The organism is Treponema pectinovorum (assembly GCF_900497595.1).
Classification (GTDB): domain Bacteria; phylum Spirochaetota; class Spirochaetia; order Treponematales; family Treponemataceae; genus Treponema_D; species Treponema_D pectinovorum.
In genome coordinates, this window is record NZ_UFQO01000009.1 from 1 (window position 1) to 17,168 (window position 17,168).

The following is a 17,168-nucleotide window of genomic DNA, read 5'->3' on the forward strand; positions in this document are numbered from 1 at the left end:
CTAAAACATTGCTCAATCTATAAATTCCGTTTTTATGAAAAACTCTTATCGAAGTATAATAAAGAATTTATAATTCTAGTAAGTATCTTTTATAGGTCTCAAAAATTTGCTATATTCATAATATATGAAGATAGATTTCTATCAAGAAAGGATTTTTGATAAAAATAAAACAATCAAAATCTCTTTCAATGAAACCGTACTTTCTAAATTAAAAACATACTCAATTGAAGACTATATAAACGATGTTACAATAAATGGGTTAGAATATACTTGGAAGTATATTTGCGAATATGTTTTGACCTATGGAGAAAATGAAAATCTTTTGAACATAAAAAATTTTGGGGAGCTATATGAGATAGGGCTTGCTGTCCAAGATAAAATCAAAAAGAAAAACAATGGACAGTATTACACTCCCGAAGACGTCGCCATGGTAATGAGCGAATATTTTAACTCTGTAACAGGTGAAAACATATGTGATGTCGCATGTGGAACTGGGAAACTCATTTTAACGTTTTTGGACTTTATTGGTGAAGAAAAATCAAAATCCTTAATAAAAGACGGAAGACTTTATTTATACGATATTGATGGAGTTGCCTTAAACATCTGTAAGACATCAATTTTATTAAAATATGGGAAGGACTTAAACGATAAAGTTAATTGCGTTGTAGGCGATTTTCTTTCTACAAAAATAAATCTTCCAGGAAATTGTAAGGTCATTTCAAATCCTCCATATGCGGCTATCCAGCAAATCGGATTATACTGGGAAGATACTAAAGTTTTAAAAGATTCGAAAGAATTATATTCATGCTTTATGGAAAAAATAATTAGAAATTGCGATTCTGCCGTCATAATAACCCCATACAGTTTTATTTCTGGTGCAAAATTCTTTTCTCTGAGAACCCTCATGAATCAATGTTCTGGAGAAATTTACTCTTTTGACAATGTTCCTGGAAACATTTTTTGTGGTAGAAAGCACGGAATTTTTAATACAAATACGAGCAATTCCGTTCGCGCTGCAATTACAGTTCTTCGAAAAAATAATTGCAATGGATTTAGGTTAACTCCTCTCATTCGTTTTAAGTCGATAGAAAGAAAAGCATTACTGAAACATAATACTATGGAGACTTTTTTATCAGAAAAACGACAAAAAATTTCTGCTGATTTTCCAGCATATTACAAGTGCTTCAAAGAACTACAACCTCTATATGATAGAATTATGGAGAAATCTGATAATCACACACTTTCGGAAATTATTTCAAACGATGGAAAATATACTCTTTCTATGGCAAATACCTGTAGATATTTCACAAGTGCATTTTCTGGACTAATAAAAAGAAATGGATTAATAATTTTGCATTTTGAAGATGAAAAAAAATTCAATTATGCGTATTGTTTGATAAACTCATCATTTGCATATTGGCATTGGAGGCTTTTTGACGGAGGAATAACTTATCCATTGGGGCTTCTTCTCAAAATACCTGTTATCTATAACTGTCTAACAGATGAAGACCATGTTTTTTTTAAACAGACATTCAATGAAATGTCAAAAGAAGCGGATAAATTCATTATCAGAAAAAATAATGTTGGAGTGCAGGAAAACATCAAATATCCTCGAGAATATCGCTATAAAATCAACCAAAGATTCTTTAAAATTTTAAACATCAAAGTCGATGATTCCACAATGAATTTAATCCATTCAAATATGGCATTAAAGGTGAATGTATGATAAATCAAGATAAAATTATTCCTCTATCTCAATTACAAAATAATATAATGCAAGAATTTTATGACATTGAGCCTGCGAAAGTAATTTTTGATAAAATAGAACGAAATCATCTTTGGAAATTGGCTACAAAACGAAGCCCTAATTTAGATTTTAAAGATTTAAAAATGAAATGTCCTGCTCTAGAGAGTCAAATTCAAAGAAGTTACAAGCAAGGAAATAATATTCAATCCGCAGTATTTAGTGAATGTACTTACGCGCAAACTTTTGCAAATATGCTCAAGCTGGATTTATTTGTTGATTGTTCTAAAGACAAAGACTTTATTCCACCTCAGATTTTTAGATATATAGAATCTTATAATTTAGTCCCACGATATGTTTACTCTACAAAAAACAAGGAGCGGATGTTAATCCAAGCTGGTGGTTGTCGTGGCATTGACAGTGCTTTGGTTACGGTCATTGGTTTAATAATTTATTCCATTGAATTCAAGGAACCAGCTGCAAAAACAAGCGAACCTGATTTACCAAAGTATGGAGAAAATGGAAAAATAAAAATCACAAAAGATTTTTTAGAACGATATCCGCAATTTGAAGCAATGTTAAATGAACAAAAAGAGTTAAATTTTTTCCAGAAAATGGGACATAATATTAACAATTTTTCGAAAGAAAGTATAAACATTGCAGTTTCAAACAATTATGCAAAAAAGTATGCTGACGTAATTTGTACAGAAGATGTTAATGGATATTTTGTAATGCTACCAGCAAATCAAGTTTCCATTTGGGCAAACCTTGAAGGAGAAATTAGACCTTCTGGTAGAAATCACTATAAAGTTTGGACTCCTACTGCATTAGCTAGACTTATATTGAGATATAATCCAACTATGATGGGGAAAATCGTAAAAATTGAAAAACAAAAACTCGAAGTAAGGGCGGAACGAGGAGGAAATGGAAAAATTTCTGGTTATAAAATTACTCCGTTATTTTTTGTTTATGCAAAAGACTGCAATGATGACGGCAAATACATAATTTTTGATATAATGAAAGTACAACAGTTAAATCCCACAATTGCAGGTAAGATGTTTTTTAAAAATTTAAAATATGAAAAAGTAAAATCTTACTATCAAAAGGTGTTTTAACTTAAAAATGAAAGTTGATATTTATAAAACAGAAAATAAATATGATATTATTTACGCAGATCCACCTTGGGCTTACCTATGGGGAAAAGGTAAAACTGGTGGAAATTTCTGTCCTGAAAAACACTATCACACAATGGAAATTTCGGAAATCTGTGCTTTAGGAAAAACTATAAAAAAGATTCGAGCAAAGAACTGTGCCTTATTTATTTGGACTACAATGCCGTGTCTCAAAGATGTTTTTTCCGTTATGGAAGCTTGGGGATTTAAGTATAAAACCTGTGCTTTTACGTGGATAAAAACAAAAAAAGACGGAAGCCCTCTATCTGGAATGGGAAGTTACACAAAAGCAAATGCAGAATTATGCCTACTTGCTATGAGAGGACACATAAAAAGTGTAGACAAAACAGTTCCACAAATTTTAATGCATCCTCGTTTGGGGCATTCCGTAAAACCTGATGAAATTATGAGACGAATCGAAAAACTTTTCGGTCCTAATACAAAGAAAATCGAACTTTTTGCCCGCAAAGAAGCAGTCGATTGGGACAGATGGGGAGACGAATCATAGAATATTTTACAATCTCTTCTAATAAAACTAATTTTCTTTGATATAATTACAAGGATACGTTATATTGTTTCCATGTAATAAGGATGCTTTATGAACAAAAAATTGTTATTTCCATTTTTTATAATTTTAAGTAGTTTTATATCGTGTTCAACTGATATTGAAAATACGACCACTATCCAAAAATCTTCAACTGAAAAAGATTACGGTGAGCCAATTCTTATAAACGGTAAGTTAAAATATAAAAACTGGAATATTCCAAGTATAGCAAACACCACTCAGTATTATTACTTTGCAGATTCAAGAATTCTTTATAACTTAAGAAAAACTAATATTTTGGGAGAGAATCTGCCAGGTACTACAAACAGTGGTAATATTAAATTTCTAAATTCAGAATTATCAGAATTTGAATATAGGTGGGATGGTGATATCCCTCTTATGGAAGCTAGAAGAAAAATACTATTACTTGACGAAGATGTGTTGGTAATCGAAAAAGGATTATCCTGTCAAAATGCAATAGGAAGAACTCATATATTATATAAGGATATAACAGCTTATACAGATAATGTTCCTTTTATGGGACTTTGTAATACTGTTGCTAATAATTATCAAGAATGGTTTGTTTTTACACCAAGTGGGAATTGCTATAAAAGGTATCTAAATATTCAAAAAAATGAATTATTGATTGTAAGTGGCACTTGGGAAAAATATGACAAAGAAATGTACAAAATTTTTTGGGAGAAAAACAACAAAAATAGATATGACATATTAAAAGGAAATAAATTGTATCAAAATGCAGATGAAAATATTAGTTCAGTTCCCATAAATTTATATGTAACTAATTATTAAGTAATTCGTAAAATCTGATTTTTGATTTTTTATGCCCAAGATACAAGAAAAACAGGGCGGCTTTTTGCATTCGCAAAAACCAGGCTTTGCGGGGTTCCGCTATCGCTACATTGGCGCCAAGTCGCCAACGGCTCCGCCACCCCTCCAATCCTTGCCGCTGCGGGCTCGCAGGCGGGTAGCGGGGCTACACCGCACGGTCGCACACGGATGTGCGACTTAAAATCAAATGTCGACAGTTTTTGCAAAAAAACTGTCCGTTTAAGAAAAACATTGGAGTTTTTTGTAAACCATAATCCCTTGCCACTGTCGCATACGGAAGTGCAACCCACAACCAATGTTAGACAGTTTTGTAAAAACTATCCGTTTAAGAAAAACAAGGAGGTTTTTCTTAAACAACAATCCCCACTTGAGAATTCTGCAAGTTCATATATCATAAAAATATGGCAAGTTACTTTTCGCTAAAAATAAAAGATTACGATGTCATTTATGAGAAAAATTATTTTAATCCTGAAATAGGAATTCTATTTTCTGAATACGAAAGGGTCGTCGAAGTAAGCAAAGGCAATAAATATCAATATGTTTCGACGGTCAAAAAACTCCTTGAACGGCTTTCCATAATTGGAATTACTCCAGAAAAGACAAAAAAAGAATTTTCTATTTTCAAAAAAGATTACATCGAAAAATTTACTGCCGACAGTGAATATTATGGCGACAAATCCTTAAAATCACTCTCGCTAAAAAAATGGTGCGAATCCATAAAGCAAATCATCGAAAGCGAAATCCGCTACACCCGAAAAAATGTGCGCGAACAATCAAATCCTGTCTTCCGTTACATCTTAGAAAACGACGATTTTCTCTACGGATTTCCTACAGACGACATTCGAAAAACTCTTTCTTTAATACTTTCGATGTTCCCAAAAGACGAAAAAGTCATCCTGGATTTGTCGCCCCTCATTTACAGCGGCTATTACGAAAAATATACGCGATTTGTCGATTTATCAAAAAATCAAATCATCGACAACAAATATTACAACGAAAATATCATCATCCTTGCAGAAGGAACTTACGATATTTTTGTACTAAAAGAAACGCTCCAATTACTGTATCCCGACAAATTTCATTTCTTCAGTTTTCTCGATTTCGACAATTCAAAAACGCCAGGCGGTGCAGGCCATCTTGTAAACTACATTCGAGCTTTGAGCGGAGCTTCCGTTACAGATAAGATGATTGCAATCTTCGATAACGATTCTGCAGCGCAGGACGCAATTCGAGTTCTAAAGTCAGAAAATATCCCCAAAAACATACGCTACACAAAATATCCAGACATTCCGTACCTCAACAAATATCCGACGATTGGTCCCATGGGAAAACAGCAGATGAACATAAATGGCAGAGCAGCTTCAATCGAAATGTACATGGGAGACGATATTCTAAAAAAAACTGAGGAGGCTTTTCCAGTTCAATGGACGGGTTATTTAAAATCGATAAACTCGTATCAGGGCGGAATTATCGACAAGGGCAAAGCACAGGAAGCGTTCCGGCGCAAAATTAAAACTTGCAAACGAAGTGAAGACGAAAAAACAAAAGCGAACTGGGACGGAATAAAAGCGATTTGGAATCACATCTATGATTTATGCAGCGATTTCTATATTTAATTTCAAATATTTTTTTTAAGATTTGGGCGGCTTTTTACTTCACTTGCGTTGCGCAAAAATCGGGCTTTGCGTGGTTCCGCTTACGCTCCATCGTCCTCGTCGCTATGCTCCTGCGGTCGACGGCAGTACACACGGATGTGTACCTACAATAAATGTCGACAGTTTTCGAAAGAAAACTGTCCGTTTCAAGAAAACAAGGATGTTTTCTTGAAACTACAATCCCTGCCACATATATCGCACAGTTGATAAGACTTCCAATCCTAGTCAATAATTTTTGCAAAACTATCCATCCAAGAAAAACATATCAGTTATAATTCTTACGACATCCCTTTTTTTACTTCCAAGGAAACAAAAACGATGATAGTTTTCTTTGACCTAAACTTTCCTTATCATCTTTTAGCAATTCTTCCCAAGGAACTTCTGGCCGTTTTATTTTGTCTTCTAAATATTCCGGATGCTCTTCAAACCAATCGTATTTATAGAGGCGGAGGCGGCAGGCATTCATATTGCACAAAGTTATTCCGTTCAATCCTGGAATCAGCGAAAAAGTAAAAATTGTAAGCAGTAAAAGTATTATGTTATTCAACAATACAAAAAAAGAAAAACTTGCATTGTCAAAATACACTATAAAAGATTTTTTCAGGCATTTTACAAAGTTGTTTTCTTCCTGCAAAAAATATAAAGGAACAAACCATTGCATCGCCATCAGCACAATAAACGAAAACCAACCGATTAACGCCGCAAACAAGAGTGCAAAAGCCTTTCCGTCTTTTAAATACATTCCAAGATAAAAACTAAAAGCAATTCGAACGACTAATATCAAAATCGCGCTTAAAACTCCAAAAATAAAGCCTGTAAAAAATGTGTTTTTTAATGATGAAAAAAAGAGCGACCAAGTTGGAGAGTTAAAATCTGCTATTTTTCTTGCATTTGCTCCCCAGGCAAATAAAACAGAAGACAAAATTCCTGCCGCAATTATAAAAACCCCATTTGGAAGATAATGGTTTATTGCATCTGCACTCGTTATAGAAAAATACGAAAGGACTATCACACCAGCAGGAATTAAATTTGAAAGTATTATGAACAAAAGATTGTCCCAAGTATCACAAAAATTTTTCTTCAAAAAAAACGCTATCATATATTCTCCAATTCATCTCAATCAAAACGAAACAACGGTGGTTTTAAAAAAGACCGGAGATTTTTCCGTCATCGTCCACATCTATCGTCAGTGCCGCAGGAATTTTTGGAAGCCCTGGCATAGTCATTATATCGCCTGCAAGAATTACGACAAAACCTGCTCCGCTGTAAAGAGCGCAGTCTCTAATCGGGAAAACATAATCTTTTGGACACCCTAATAGTTTTGGATCGTGGCTTATAGAATTCTGAGTTTTTGCAATGCAGACTGGAAACTCCTTATAGCCCAACTCTTCGTATTCACGCAATTTTTTAAGAACTGTAGGCGGGAATTCCACACTCGACGCTCTGTATATCTGTTTTGCTAAAACTCGCACTTTGTCTGCAAGCGAAAGATGCGATTCATAAAGGTAATGAAAATTTGCACTCTGGCTGTCTGCAATAGAAGAAACCACGGTTGCAAGTTCTCTCATTCCTTCGCCACCTTTTTCCCAACCTTCGCAAACTACCGCTTTAGAGCCTTTAGTTTCGCATAGTTTTTTTAGAAGTTCCAATTCTTCATCCGTATCTGTAGCAAATTTATTTATCGCAACCACAGACGGAACTCCAAACTTTGCGATATTTTCTATATGAACTGCCAGATTTTCAAAACCAGCCTGCAACGCACATATACTTGGTGTCGATAAATCCGCCTTTGCCATTCCGCCGTGCATTTTCAGAGCTCTAACGGTTGCAACTATTACGACAACATCTGGACTTATTCCTGCTGTGCGACATTTTATGTCCATAAATTTTTCCGCACCTAAATCTGCCGCAAAACCAGCCTCCGTAACCACATAATCGCCAGTTGCAAGCGCACTGTAGGTTGCATTTATTGAATTAGTTCCCTGCGCGATGTTTGCAAACGGACCTCCGTGAACAAAGACTGGATTTTTTTCCAAAGTTTGAACAAGATTTGGTCTTATTGCATCTTTTAATAAAGCAGCGATTGCACCTGTGCATTTTAATTCAGAAAATTTTACGGGTCTTTTATCGTAAGTTCTACATATTGTTATGTTTCCTATGCGTTTTTTTAAATCCGAAATAGAAGTCGAAAGACAGATTATAGCCATCAATTCTGAAGCAACAGCTATCGTAAAATGGTCTTCACGTGGAATTCCGTCTTGAGTTCCGCCAAGACCTATGTTTATATTTCTTAATGCTCTGTCATTTAAATCGACACAACGCTTCCAGGTTATAGTGCGAGGGTCCAAATTAAGTTGATTTCCCTGCTGAATGTGATTATCAATTAAGGCTGCCATAAGGTTGTTCGCTATGGAGATTGCGTGAATATCGCCTGTAAAATGCAGATTTATATCTTCCATTGGAACAATCTGAGCGTATCCACCACCACAGGCACCGCCTTTTACGCCAAAACAAGGTCCAAGCGAAGGCTCGCGCAAAGCGATTACCGTTTTTTTGCCTATCTTATTTAAGCCGTCGCCTAACCCGATTGAAACTGTAGACTTTCCTTCTCCTGCTGGAGTTGGTGTAACCGCTGTCGTCAAAATCAATTTGGCACGATTTTTAGGCTCTTGAACTTTCTTTTGAAATTTTCTGAGTTCTGCCATCGTGATTTTTGCTTTGTAATTTCCATACAAATCCAAGGAAGATTCTTCTATGCCGATTTTTTTTGCAACTTGTGTGATGCAAGCCATCTCGTTTTTTTGTGCAATTTCAATATCAGAAAGCATAAGTGTACCCCGATTTTCTAAAAGATTATAAGATTTTAATGAAAAGACGGCTTGTTTACAATCAAACCTTAAAGAACCCATTTTTCAAGGAAGGCTGCAATTCCGTCGTTGTTGTTGTCAAATTCAGTTACGAATTTTGCGATAGACTGAATTTCTCTTGCACCGTTCTTCATTGCAACGCCATAACCTGTAAGGCGAATCATGCTTTCATCGTTAAAACTGTCTCCAAAGCCCATAGTGTTTTCTTTCGGAATATTTAGGATTTTTGCAAGTTCGAGTATCGACTGACCTTTTCCACAACCGAGTGGCATAACTTCAAGAAAATACGGCTTACTCGTAAAAACTTCTGCACGTCCCTTTAACTTTTCTTTTAGAAATGGCATAAACTCTGCAATTTTTTCTTCTGGAGCAGGAATGAGCATTTTTGGATGACCTTTTTCCATAAATGAATCAAAATCTTCAACCTTTAAAAATTTTAATCCGCACATCTGAGAATCTTTTCGAGTCCAACTAGTATCGCGGTCTGCATAAACAGTGTCGCTGTCGCAAACATGGCAGCCAAGGTCAAAGGAAGAGCAGTAGGAATGAACTTCTTTTAAAATTTTTCCATCGAGTTTTTTTTCAAAAATAGGAAGTCTCGTGTGCAAATCAAAAATCTCTGCTCCATTGATTGCAATTATGTATCTGCCAAATTCTGAACCTGCAATGTCTAATTTTCTGACATAAGGCAAAATTGCGTTTTCTACACGTCCAGAGCAGAGAACTATGTATATTCCTTTTTTTGAACAAGATTGCACGGCCTTTAAAGTTTTTGGACTTATGTCTGTTTTATCGTTTAAGAGAGTGTCGTCCAAGTCAAAAGCTATTAGTTTTACGGGGAGTTTTGAAGTTTGAGTGTTTTCCATAGGAGCAATTATAGTTTATAAAAAGAGTTTTCTCCATAAAAATAGATGTTACAAAAAATGATAAATCCCTATAGCTCGAATAAAAAGATTTTATGTTGATATAGTTTTTCGTAGCGAACCATAAATAAAAATGAAAGACTATAGCCCCGATTGTCGCGGAAATACCGCAGCAGGCAATTTTGCCTGCGAGGAATTGCAGCAAAAGCGGGAAATTTTAAGGGACACACTTTCGCAAGAAAAAAATGTTCCTGTTCACAAAAAAATGCGCTCCTCATTTTCATTAACAAAGTTTACCTTTATAATCTGGGCATGACTTATTCGGAAAACTCTGTTTTAAATTTAATTTCTCGAATCCACTCGCAAAGTCAAGATTTTTTGCAGGGAAAACTTTTTAACGTTGGGCTTAAAGAACTTGCGACAAGCCACGGAAACATTCTTTTTTCTTTGAGCCAGAATAAAACGATGAATCTTGGCGAGCTTGCAAAACGGATAAACCGCGACAAATCGACGACGACCATTCTCGTAAAAAAACTCCAAAATGAAGGTTTTATAGAAATTAAAAAAGACGAAACCGATGCAAGAAAAAAAATCATTCAACTCACGACAAAAGGCAAAAGTTACAACGAGCAGACGGCAAAAGTTTCAAACGATTTGATTTCAACTTGCTATAAAGGATTTTCTCAGGACGAAAAAAAACAACTTGTCGAATTGCTCAACAAGTTGTGTCTAAATTTAGTTTAAATTTTAAAATTTCACCTTGCAAAACTCGTGTGCTCTATTTGGCACGATGTTGCAAAATTCTAAAATTTGCATTTATAGCAGAGTTGCAGACAGCAAAACTCGTGTGCTAATAAACAGAAAGAATCTTTGCAAGTTTTTCTTTACCGATTATCTTCATAAAATTTGCAAGGCGTGGGCCCTGGTCTTTGTTTATGAGTGCATGGTAAAGCGCAGTAAACAAGGCTTTTGCGTCCAAACCGAGTTCTGTGGCGATGTTGTACATATCCTGCTGGCAATCCTTGTCCTGTGCGTAAGTGCCAATCTTTGGAACAACTTCGTCGCGAACTCTTTTTATCGCTGTAAGCATATCGCCTGTAATGCCTTCTGCTTTTGAATTATCATCGCGGATTTTAAAACAAAAATCTGGAGCGCAATCTGGTGCACTTTCGTTTATCCAATACCAAGCGCAAACACAACGGCGTCGCAAGCATTCTTCTTGTTCAGTTTTTACATCGCCAAGGCTTTTTATAACGGCGTCTATATCGCCAGAATAAGTTTGCAACAGCGTTGTAAGCAAGCGGAACGAAACTTGATATGGTTGAACTTTTGGGAAACCGTTTACTATCTGGCTCAATTCGTAAATTCGTTTTTCTTGCTTTATTATCTTCGCCTTTTTTTCTGCATCTTTTTCTTTTGGCTCTTCCAAGCCCCAAGCGATTCGCTCTGTGCGGTCGTACGCTTCGTAAACAGTAACAACATCTAAATCGAAACTGATTGAAAATTCGTGGTCAACCTTATTCTGTGCAAAAATGTACCGCAAAACTTCTGGCTGGTAAACTTCAAGAGCGTCAACCAAAGAGATAACTTTTCCTTTGGAAGACGACATTTTGCCAGGAACGCCCTTTAGCTTTACAAAATCATACTTCATCGTAACAGGGGCATCCCAGTTGTAAAGCCTTTTTGAAACGAGTTTTGCTGTATCGTAACTTCCGCCTGGAGAAATGTGATCCTTTCCTCCTGGTTCAAAAACAACTTTTTCTTCGTTCCAGCGCATAGGCCAGTCAACTCGCCAGCCAAGTTTAAACTCTTTAGAAGTTTTAAGGTCACCCTTTTCTTTATGACCGCAAGACAAACATTCATAAGAAACAGAATACTCTCCGTCGTAATCTGTTATGCGAGTTTCATCTTTATTGCAGTTGCAACAAAACGCTGCTACAGGCCAGTATTCTTCGCTTTCCGGCATTTTATGTTCATCGTCTCTATATTCATTTAAACACTGTTTTATAACATCGCGTTTCTGCATTGCGATTTTCATTCCCTCTGCATAGCGATTTGCTCGATAACGACTTGCCTGATACAAAAACTCTGGTGCAATTCCAACACGCGGAAGTTGCTTTTCTATGTCAACTTCGTGATGACGGGCGTAATTTTCATCCCGCCCAAAAGTATCTGGAACCAGCGTTATAGGATAACGCAGATATTTTTCAAGGATTTCTGGTTTTGGCATATTTGCAGGCACTTTTCGGAAAACGTCATAATCGTCCCACGAATAAATAAAGCGAACATTCTTGCCTCTGTCACGAAGCGCACGCACAATCAAATCAACAGTTATGATTTCCCTAAAATTCCCAATATGAACAGTTCCCGAAGGTGTAATTCCCGAAGCACAGGTGTAAAGTTCAAGTTCACCCTTTTGCTTGATAATCCTCTCTGCCTGCTGGTCTGCCCAGTGGCATAATTCTGAAATATCTCTAGCCATCGTTTTTCCTAAAAAAATAATTTGAATATAGATTTGTATTTTATTAAAAAACTGGATTTTATACAACAAACACGGGTTTTTAGAGATTTTATGGGCCTGCCGGCTCGGCAAATCCATAAAACTCGCCGTCGCTATGTACGCCCTTCGCTAACGCTCATCCGTCGCAAAAACTAAAGTTTTTGCTCGTGGACGGCAAAGCCGGGGCTCCCAGCGCTCAGGCAATCACACAACTTCAACCAGAAGAACATTTCCGTGCTTTACATAAACAAAAGGCTTTTCATCTGACAAAACTTCGTTGCTCAATGCGTACATATATTCAGGAGTTAATTTTTCATTTTCTAAAGGATATTTAGAGCCTTTTATAAATACGCCTTTTGCAACGCCAAATATATTCAAAACCGAAAAATAAGAACATCTCGTGTCTATAAAAGTTTTTTCTTTGCCAACGATTTTCATCACAGAATAGTCGTCAACAATACAGGCACGAGCCTTATTTTTGAATAGATAAAATAATGCAGAAGCATTTACAATAGAATGATCAAATCGCTCGCCAATAACGCCCAAAAGTAAAAAATCTTTAAAACCACGCCTAAGAGCCTCTTTTATCGCAAAAAAAGTATCTGTATCGTTTTTTTCTTTTGGCAGCGTTATAGTTTTTACATTATTTATCTCAGGTTTTTCAAAAGAGTCAAAATCGCCAATAATCAAATCTGGTTTAACACAAAGATTTTTGCAGTGGGCAAGACCTCCATCGCAAAAGATAAAAAAATCATCTTCCATAAAAAATGAAATTGCTCTTTTATAATCAACAATTTTTGCAGCACCCACAATAACGCATCGTTGCATTTTAACCTGCTTTTACTCAAAAACGGGATAGCATTCAAAACCTGCGGTTCTAAGTTCCTGAGCTATCGTCCCTTCTGGATTTTCATCTACAAGAACAAGATAATACTTGGTTCCGCTCGGACGAGTTTCGCTCGTAATTTTTGCATCAAAGCCCTTCTCGTTAAGTTTTTTTACAAGGGAATTTGCATTTCCTTCTTCTCTAAAAAGTCCGAGTTGCTGGCGCACAATCTTTTCTGTTTTTTCTGTGGATGCGGAATTCTCTTTTTCTTCAGTTTTCTCAACTTTCTCTTTCAATTTTTTATCTTTTTCATCAACGGATTTTTCATCCTTTGCAAAAAAATCTGTAAAAGAATTTTCAATATCTGTGGAAGCGTTAGAATTTCGAGGAACAAAATACCAAAATGGCGAAGGTAAAGTTTGAATTTCACCTTTTATAACTGCGCACTCAGGCGACTTTGGATAATTTTTTTTCAAAGAAGCAGAATATTCCTTTTCGCCAGTTATATGCCAAAGTGTAAATAAAATTTGAGGGCGCACTTCTTTCATCGAATCTAAATTCGCATAGGTTTTTAAAATCGCAACAGTTTCTTGCGTATCCTTTAATTCTTTTGCCTTACACAAAATTCCCCATTGCTCGTAAAGTTTTACATAAGCAATAACTTTTGGATCCGTTGAATTCCTGACTGCTGAATTCAGATAGTTTTGAGCAGTAGCCCAATCTCCTGCACTCAAAGCGCAACGCACAGCGTCCAATACCAACTGTTCGCTGGATTTTTTTGGCATATTTTCGCCATCACCTGCACCAATCGAAGCCGCCTTTGCATAAGAATTAAGAGCTTTTACATATTCGCCAGAATTTTCATAAAGTCCACCCAAAAAAGCATAAGAGGAACGCTTTTCAGACGGCAAGGTTAAAAGCGGAATTGATTTTTCCAGAAATGCCACAGACTGCTCAAGATTGTCTTTTTTTGCAGCCTCACCAATAAGCGAATAAGCAGTTTGACCGAAGCAAGAAAGCGAAAGACAAAAGCTAAACACTATATAAATAAGTTTTTTCATTCAAAAAACTCCGAAGCTACACTTCTTTTTCATCTTTAAAAGCCTTTGGTACAGAATTTTTATTTTCGCTCTTATCTACAGGACGGCGAATTTTTAAATCGAAAATTGTTTTTTCTTCATCCTTAAGATTTTTTGCAGCAACGTCAGCAATCGGAGAATTCTTATTTTTAGCAGATTTTTTTTCTGCAAGGGTCTTTTCTTTTTCTAACTTTTTTAAGTTTTTAGCAGCGGATTTTTCATCTTCCAAGCGATTTTTTTCAGCAAGGCGAGAAATTTCTTCTTTAGATATCTTCTTTTTAAAAACAACAAAAGGTAGCATAAAAACCATACCAGCAAAAAACGAAACCAAAATCGTCATAAACACAGGAACATTCGGCAAAGTTTTAAAAATTAGGTTTATATCACACCTGTTTGCTGCATCAAGGTTAAATCCGCAAAAAAGCGTTACCAGAACAAGAAGAACGATAGTTCCAAGCAATTTAAAAGGCATTTAAGATTCCCCCTTTATAAAAATTATTAAAAATTTTAACTTTCAAAACAAAATTTTGATATTCATCCGCAATTTTTTGAAAGCCAACGCAACTCCAAAGTATTACGACAACGCAACTAAAAAAATCAAACGATTCAATTCTATGTTTTTCGCTTGTTTTCCAAAATCGACACCAAAGTTCCTCTAAAAGTGTTTCCGCTCAATTCATCAAGATGAACTTTTACAAAAGTTCCAATCAATTTTTTATCCGCCTTAAAAGCAACTCTTTCATTTTGTTCGGTCTTACCTAAAAGTTCAAAATCGCTATCTCGACTAACAATATCGACCAGAACTTCGACAGTTTTTCCAAGCCTCGCCTTCATAACCTCCGCCGTATGCGAAAGTTGCAAATCGATAACTTGCTGCAACCTTTGCTTTTTTACAGAAAGTTCAATTTGCTCTGAGAACTTTGCCGCAGGAGTTCCTTCTCTAGGATTATAATAGTACATAAACGCACTTTCAAATTTTACTTCATTCATCAACGAAAGCATATCTTCAAACTGCTCTTGAGTTTCTCCAGGAAAACCAACCATTAAATCTGTTACGATTTCTACATCGGGAACAGCCACTCGAAGTTTTTTTACCAGTTCTAAAAAATCTTCCCTTGTGTTTTTTCTGTTCATGCGACGCAAAACTTCGTTATTTCCATGCTGTGCCGCAATATGAAAACCATGGCAGATATGACTGTCATTTTTTATAACTTCGATAAGTTCATCATCAAAATCCTTAGGATTAGAAGATTCAAAACGAATCCACTTTATAGAAGATGAAATTTCATCGACGTGCTGACTTATCTTTTTGAGAAGTTTCGGAAAATTCAATTCACCACCTTCAACAGTTTCATCCTTGCAGCGATAGGCATTTACATTCTGTCCCAAAAGAGTAATTTCCTTTACTCCACGCTTAGAAAGATAGTCAATTTCTGCAATAATCTGCTCTGCACTGCGGCTAACTTCCCTGCCACGCACAAAAGGCACGATGCAATATGTACAAAAATTGTCGCAACCGTGCATTATCGGCACAAAAGTGCTGAAAGCTTCCTGTTCATAACTCACATTTGCAAACGAATAAACGCTTTCTTCTTCAATTTCAAAGCCTTTTTGCTGCTCTTCCGCCGCAGTTATGATGTCGCCAAATTTATATTTGCCAAAAGTTCCAACGACAAAATCAATAACAGGATAATCTTTTTTTACGCTGTCCAAAAGCCGTTCTGCCATACATCCCATCAAAACCACATAAAATGGAACAACGCCTTTTTCTTGAACAAATTTTACTGCAGGCTGCATATCTTCAAGATGAGTTTTAGCACCATTTTCTTTATGGCGAATTTTTTTTACACCAGAGTAATATCCTAGACGGCCAAAAATTCTGTTTTCCGCAGAACCACGCACAGAGCAGGTATTTATAATCACCATGTCGGCAATTTCTGGACAAGAGGATTTTTTCCAGCCACGGCTTAGCAAAAGTTGTTCAACGGAGGCGGATTCTGCAATGTTCATCTCGCAGCCGTAGGTTTCAAAAAAATAAGTCATCATTACTCCAAAGTTAAAACTTAGCCCTCGCACTCACAATCATACTCCGCACAAGCATAGGCATCGTGAAAATGAATGCTCTCAAAATTCGTGCATTCAACTCTAAACCATCTAAAATTCATTTTTTTTAGGGCAAGATAAACTTCGCGAACAAGGTCTTCAACAAAACGCGGATTTTCATAAGCATGTTCGGTAACAAATTTTTCGTCTTGCCTTTTTAAAAGCGAATAAAGAGGGGACGAAGCGCAATTTTCAATAACACAAATCAAATCTTCAATCCAAAAAAAGTCAGAATACAAAACTTTTACCTTAACAATTCCACGCTGATTGTGTGCACCGTAATCGCTTATCGCTTTGCTGCAAGGGCACAAAGTCGCAACAGGAACTTCAACACCAACAAAAAATTTACCGATATGATTTTGCTCGATATCGCAAAAAGTTTCACCCTCGTAGGTGCAGTTGTATTCCATCATCCCCTTAGAAAGCGAAACGGGAGCACTTTTTTCAATAAAATACGGAAAACTTATGCGCCCAAAAGCCCGCTGAGCGTCGAGTTTAAAGCGAATATCTTCAAGCATTTCAAGAAAATTGTGCATAGAAATATCTTTGTGATATTTATGAAAAATCTCAATAAAACGACTCATGTGAGTGCCTTTAAAATCGTGCGGAAGATTCACAAAAAGGTTCACAGAAGCGGTTGTGGTTTGAGTTTTTTTATTTTTATCGAGCACCTGCACAGGATAGCGAACATTTTTTACCCCAACTTTTTGGAGCGGAATTTCTCTAGTATCAGGCGTGCTTTGAATATCAATCATACAAAATAGCTCACTAGCCATATAATATAAAGGATTTTTGAAATATTGGAAATACAACAGAAAAAAGCGTGCTGTAAAAATATTGGCACATCTTGAGCCAATTCGCGTTGCTCACAGGCACAAGAGCGCGCTTTGCAGGGTTACGCTTGCGCTCCAGCCTCCTCGCACGCAAGCCGTGCTGCGGTGGCCGCTACGCGCCCTTCCAATCGCT

The 17,168-nt window shown here is 36.2% G+C and carries 16 protein-coding genes; 7 read left to right on the forward strand and 9 right to left on the reverse strand.

What is annotated here, in order from left to right:
- Positions 1 to 124: 124 nt before the first annotated feature.
- The 6 genes from FXX65_RS09520 to FXX65_RS09545 all read left to right on the forward strand — a co-directional run bounded on the left by FXX65_RS09520 (position 125) and on the right by FXX65_RS09545 (position 5,925).
- Entirely contained in the window at positions 125 to 1,726 is a 1,602-nt protein-coding gene (locus FXX65_RS09520) for an N-6 DNA methylase (protein ID WP_147616078.1), read from the forward strand.
- Positions 1,723 to 2,859, forward strand: coding sequence for a hypothetical protein (locus FXX65_RS09525; protein ID WP_147616079.1), 1,137 nt, complete (start codon positions 1,723 to 1,725; stop codon positions 2,857 to 2,859). The genes FXX65_RS09520 and FXX65_RS09525 overlap by 4 nt, the downstream gene beginning before the upstream one ends.
- Before the next feature lie 7 nt (positions 2,860 to 2,866).
- Entirely contained in the window at positions 2,867 to 3,424 is a 558-nt protein-coding gene (locus tag FXX65_RS09530) for an MT-A70 family methyltransferase (RefSeq protein ID WP_147616080.1), read from the forward strand.
- 90 nt (positions 3,425 to 3,514) lie between these two features.
- Entirely contained in the window at positions 3,515 to 4,270 is a 756-nt protein-coding gene (locus FXX65_RS09535; protein WP_147616081.1) for a hypothetical protein, read from the forward strand.
- A gap of 21 nt (positions 4,271 to 4,291) precedes the next feature.
- Positions 4,292 to 4,732 (forward strand): hypothetical protein, encoded by a 441-nt coding sequence (locus FXX65_RS09540; protein ID WP_147616082.1) that lies wholly within the window; start codon positions 4,292 to 4,294, stop codon positions 4,730 to 4,732.
- Positions 4,711 to 5,925, forward strand: a complete 1,215-nt coding sequence (locus FXX65_RS09545; protein ID WP_147616083.1) for a HEPN/Toprim-associated domain-containing protein — start codon at positions 4,711 to 4,713, stop codon at positions 5,923 to 5,925. The genes FXX65_RS09540 and FXX65_RS09545 overlap by 22 nt, the downstream gene beginning before the upstream one ends.
- 334 nt (positions 5,926 to 6,259) lie before the next feature.
- Here the strand turns inward: FXX65_RS09545 and FXX65_RS09550 are convergent, their stop codons facing one another.
- The 3 genes from FXX65_RS09550 to FXX65_RS09560 all read right to left on the reverse strand — a co-directional run bounded on the left by FXX65_RS09550 (position 6,260) and on the right by FXX65_RS09560 (position 9,697).
- A complete protein-coding gene (locus FXX65_RS09550; protein ID WP_147616084.1) occupies positions 6,260 to 7,063 on the reverse strand; it encodes a hypothetical protein in 804 nt (267 codons plus the stop codon).
- 43 nt (positions 7,064 to 7,106) lie between these two features.
- Positions 7,107 to 8,792 carry a formate--tetrahydrofolate ligase gene (locus FXX65_RS09555; protein ID WP_147616085.1) on the reverse strand — a complete coding sequence of 562 codons (1,686 nt, stop codon included), beginning with the start codon at positions 8,790 to 8,792 and terminating at the stop codon, positions 7,107 to 7,109.
- Between the two features lie 68 nt (positions 8,793 to 8,860).
- Positions 8,861 to 9,697: a Cof-type HAD-IIB family hydrolase gene (locus tag FXX65_RS09560; protein WP_147616086.1), complete on the reverse strand. Its 837-nt coding sequence runs from the start codon at positions 9,695 to 9,697 to the stop codon at positions 8,861 to 8,863.
- A 309-nt stretch (positions 9,698 to 10,006) separates the two neighbouring features.
- Here FXX65_RS09560 and FXX65_RS09565 point away from each other — a divergent pair, with 309 nt between their 5' ends.
- Positions 10,007 to 10,438, forward strand: a complete 432-nt coding sequence (locus FXX65_RS09565) for a MarR family winged helix-turn-helix transcriptional regulator (RefSeq protein ID WP_147616087.1) — start codon at positions 10,007 to 10,009, stop codon at positions 10,436 to 10,438.
- Between the two features lie 106 nt (positions 10,439 to 10,544).
- Here FXX65_RS09565 and lysS read toward each other — a convergent pair whose 3' ends face one another.
- The 6 genes from lysS to folE2 all read right to left on the reverse strand — a co-directional run bounded on the left by lysS (position 10,545) and on the right by folE2 (position 16,957).
- Complete coding sequence (gene lysS / locus FXX65_RS09570) at positions 10,545 to 12,176, reverse strand: lysine--tRNA ligase (RefSeq protein WP_147616088.1); 1,632 nt, start codon at positions 12,174 to 12,176, stop codon at positions 10,545 to 10,547.
- A gap of 222 nt (positions 12,177 to 12,398) precedes the next feature.
- Entirely contained in the window at positions 12,399 to 13,022 is a 624-nt protein-coding gene (locus FXX65_RS09575) for a thiamine diphosphokinase (RefSeq protein ID WP_147616089.1), read from the reverse strand.
- Positions 13,023 to 13,034: 12 nt separating this feature from the next.
- A complete protein-coding gene (locus FXX65_RS09580) occupies positions 13,035 to 14,081 on the reverse strand; it encodes an SPOR domain-containing protein (RefSeq protein WP_147616090.1) in 1,047 nt (348 codons plus the stop codon).
- A gap of 16 nt (positions 14,082 to 14,097) precedes the next feature.
- On the reverse strand, positions 14,098 to 14,571 hold the full coding sequence (locus FXX65_RS09585) for a hypothetical protein (RefSeq protein WP_147616091.1): 474 nt from the start codon (positions 14,569 to 14,571) through the stop codon (positions 14,098 to 14,100).
- A 140-nt stretch (positions 14,572 to 14,711) separates the two neighbouring features.
- Positions 14,712 to 16,142, reverse strand: coding sequence for a tRNA (N6-isopentenyl adenosine(37)-C2)-methylthiotransferase MiaB (gene miaB / locus FXX65_RS09590; protein ID WP_147616092.1), 1,431 nt, complete (start codon positions 16,140 to 16,142; stop codon positions 14,712 to 14,714).
- A gap of 20 nt (positions 16,143 to 16,162) precedes the next feature.
- The gene (gene folE2, locus FXX65_RS09595; protein WP_147616093.1) at positions 16,163 to 16,957 is read right to left on the reverse strand and encodes a GTP cyclohydrolase FolE2; all 795 of its coding nucleotides are present in this window, start codon (positions 16,955 to 16,957) and stop codon (positions 16,163 to 16,165) included.
- Positions 16,958 to 17,168: the final 211 nt, after the last annotated feature.

Excerpts from the sequence above, each read along its gene's own strand:
- lysS (WP_147616088.1), bottom strand. The coding sequence starts at position 12,176 with ATGGCTAGAGATATTTCAGAATTATGCCACTGGGCAGACCAGCAGGCA.
- FXX65_RS09565 (WP_147616087.1), top strand. The coding sequence starts at position 10,007 with ATGACTTATTCGGAAAACTCTGTTTTAAATTTAATTTCTCGAATCCAC.
- FXX65_RS09545 (WP_147616083.1), top strand. The coding sequence starts at position 4,711 with ATGGCAAGTTACTTTTCGCTAAAAATAAAAGATTACGATGTCATTTAT.
- FXX65_RS09550 (WP_147616084.1), bottom strand. The coding sequence starts at position 7,063 with ATGATAGCGTTTTTTTTGAAGAAAAATTTTTGTGATACTTGGGACAAT.
- folE2 (WP_147616093.1), bottom strand. The coding sequence starts at position 16,957 with ATGATTGATATTCAAAGCACGCCTGATACTAGAGAAATTCCGCTCCAA.
- miaB (WP_147616092.1), bottom strand. The coding sequence starts at position 16,142 with ATGACTTATTTTTTTGAAACCTACGGCTGCGAGATGAACATTGCAGAA.
- FXX65_RS09580 (WP_147616090.1), bottom strand. The coding sequence starts at position 14,081 with ATGAAAAAACTTATTTATATAGTGTTTAGCTTTTGTCTTTCGCTTTCT.
- FXX65_RS09575 (WP_147616089.1), bottom strand. The coding sequence starts at position 13,022 with ATGCAACGATGCGTTATTGTGGGTGCTGCAAAAATTGTTGATTATAAA.
- FXX65_RS09560 (WP_147616086.1), bottom strand. The coding sequence starts at position 9,697 with ATGGAAAACACTCAAACTTCAAAACTCCCCGTAAAACTAATAGCTTTT.
- FXX65_RS09525 (WP_147616079.1), top strand. The coding sequence starts at position 1,723 with ATGATAAATCAAGATAAAATTATTCCTCTATCTCAATTACAAAATAAT.
- FXX65_RS09555 (WP_147616085.1), bottom strand. The coding sequence starts at position 8,792 with ATGCTTTCTGATATTGAAATTGCACAAAAAAACGAGATGGCTTGCATC.
- FXX65_RS09530 (WP_147616080.1), top strand. The coding sequence starts at position 2,867 with ATGAAAGTTGATATTTATAAAACAGAAAATAAATATGATATTATTTAC.
- FXX65_RS09520 (WP_147616078.1), top strand. The coding sequence starts at position 125 with ATGAAGATAGATTTCTATCAAGAAAGGATTTTTGATAAAAATAAAACA.
- FXX65_RS09585 (WP_147616091.1), bottom strand. The coding sequence starts at position 14,571 with ATGCCTTTTAAATTGCTTGGAACTATCGTTCTTCTTGTTCTGGTAACG.
- FXX65_RS09535 (WP_147616081.1), top strand. The coding sequence starts at position 3,515 with ATGAACAAAAAATTGTTATTTCCATTTTTTATAATTTTAAGTAGTTTT.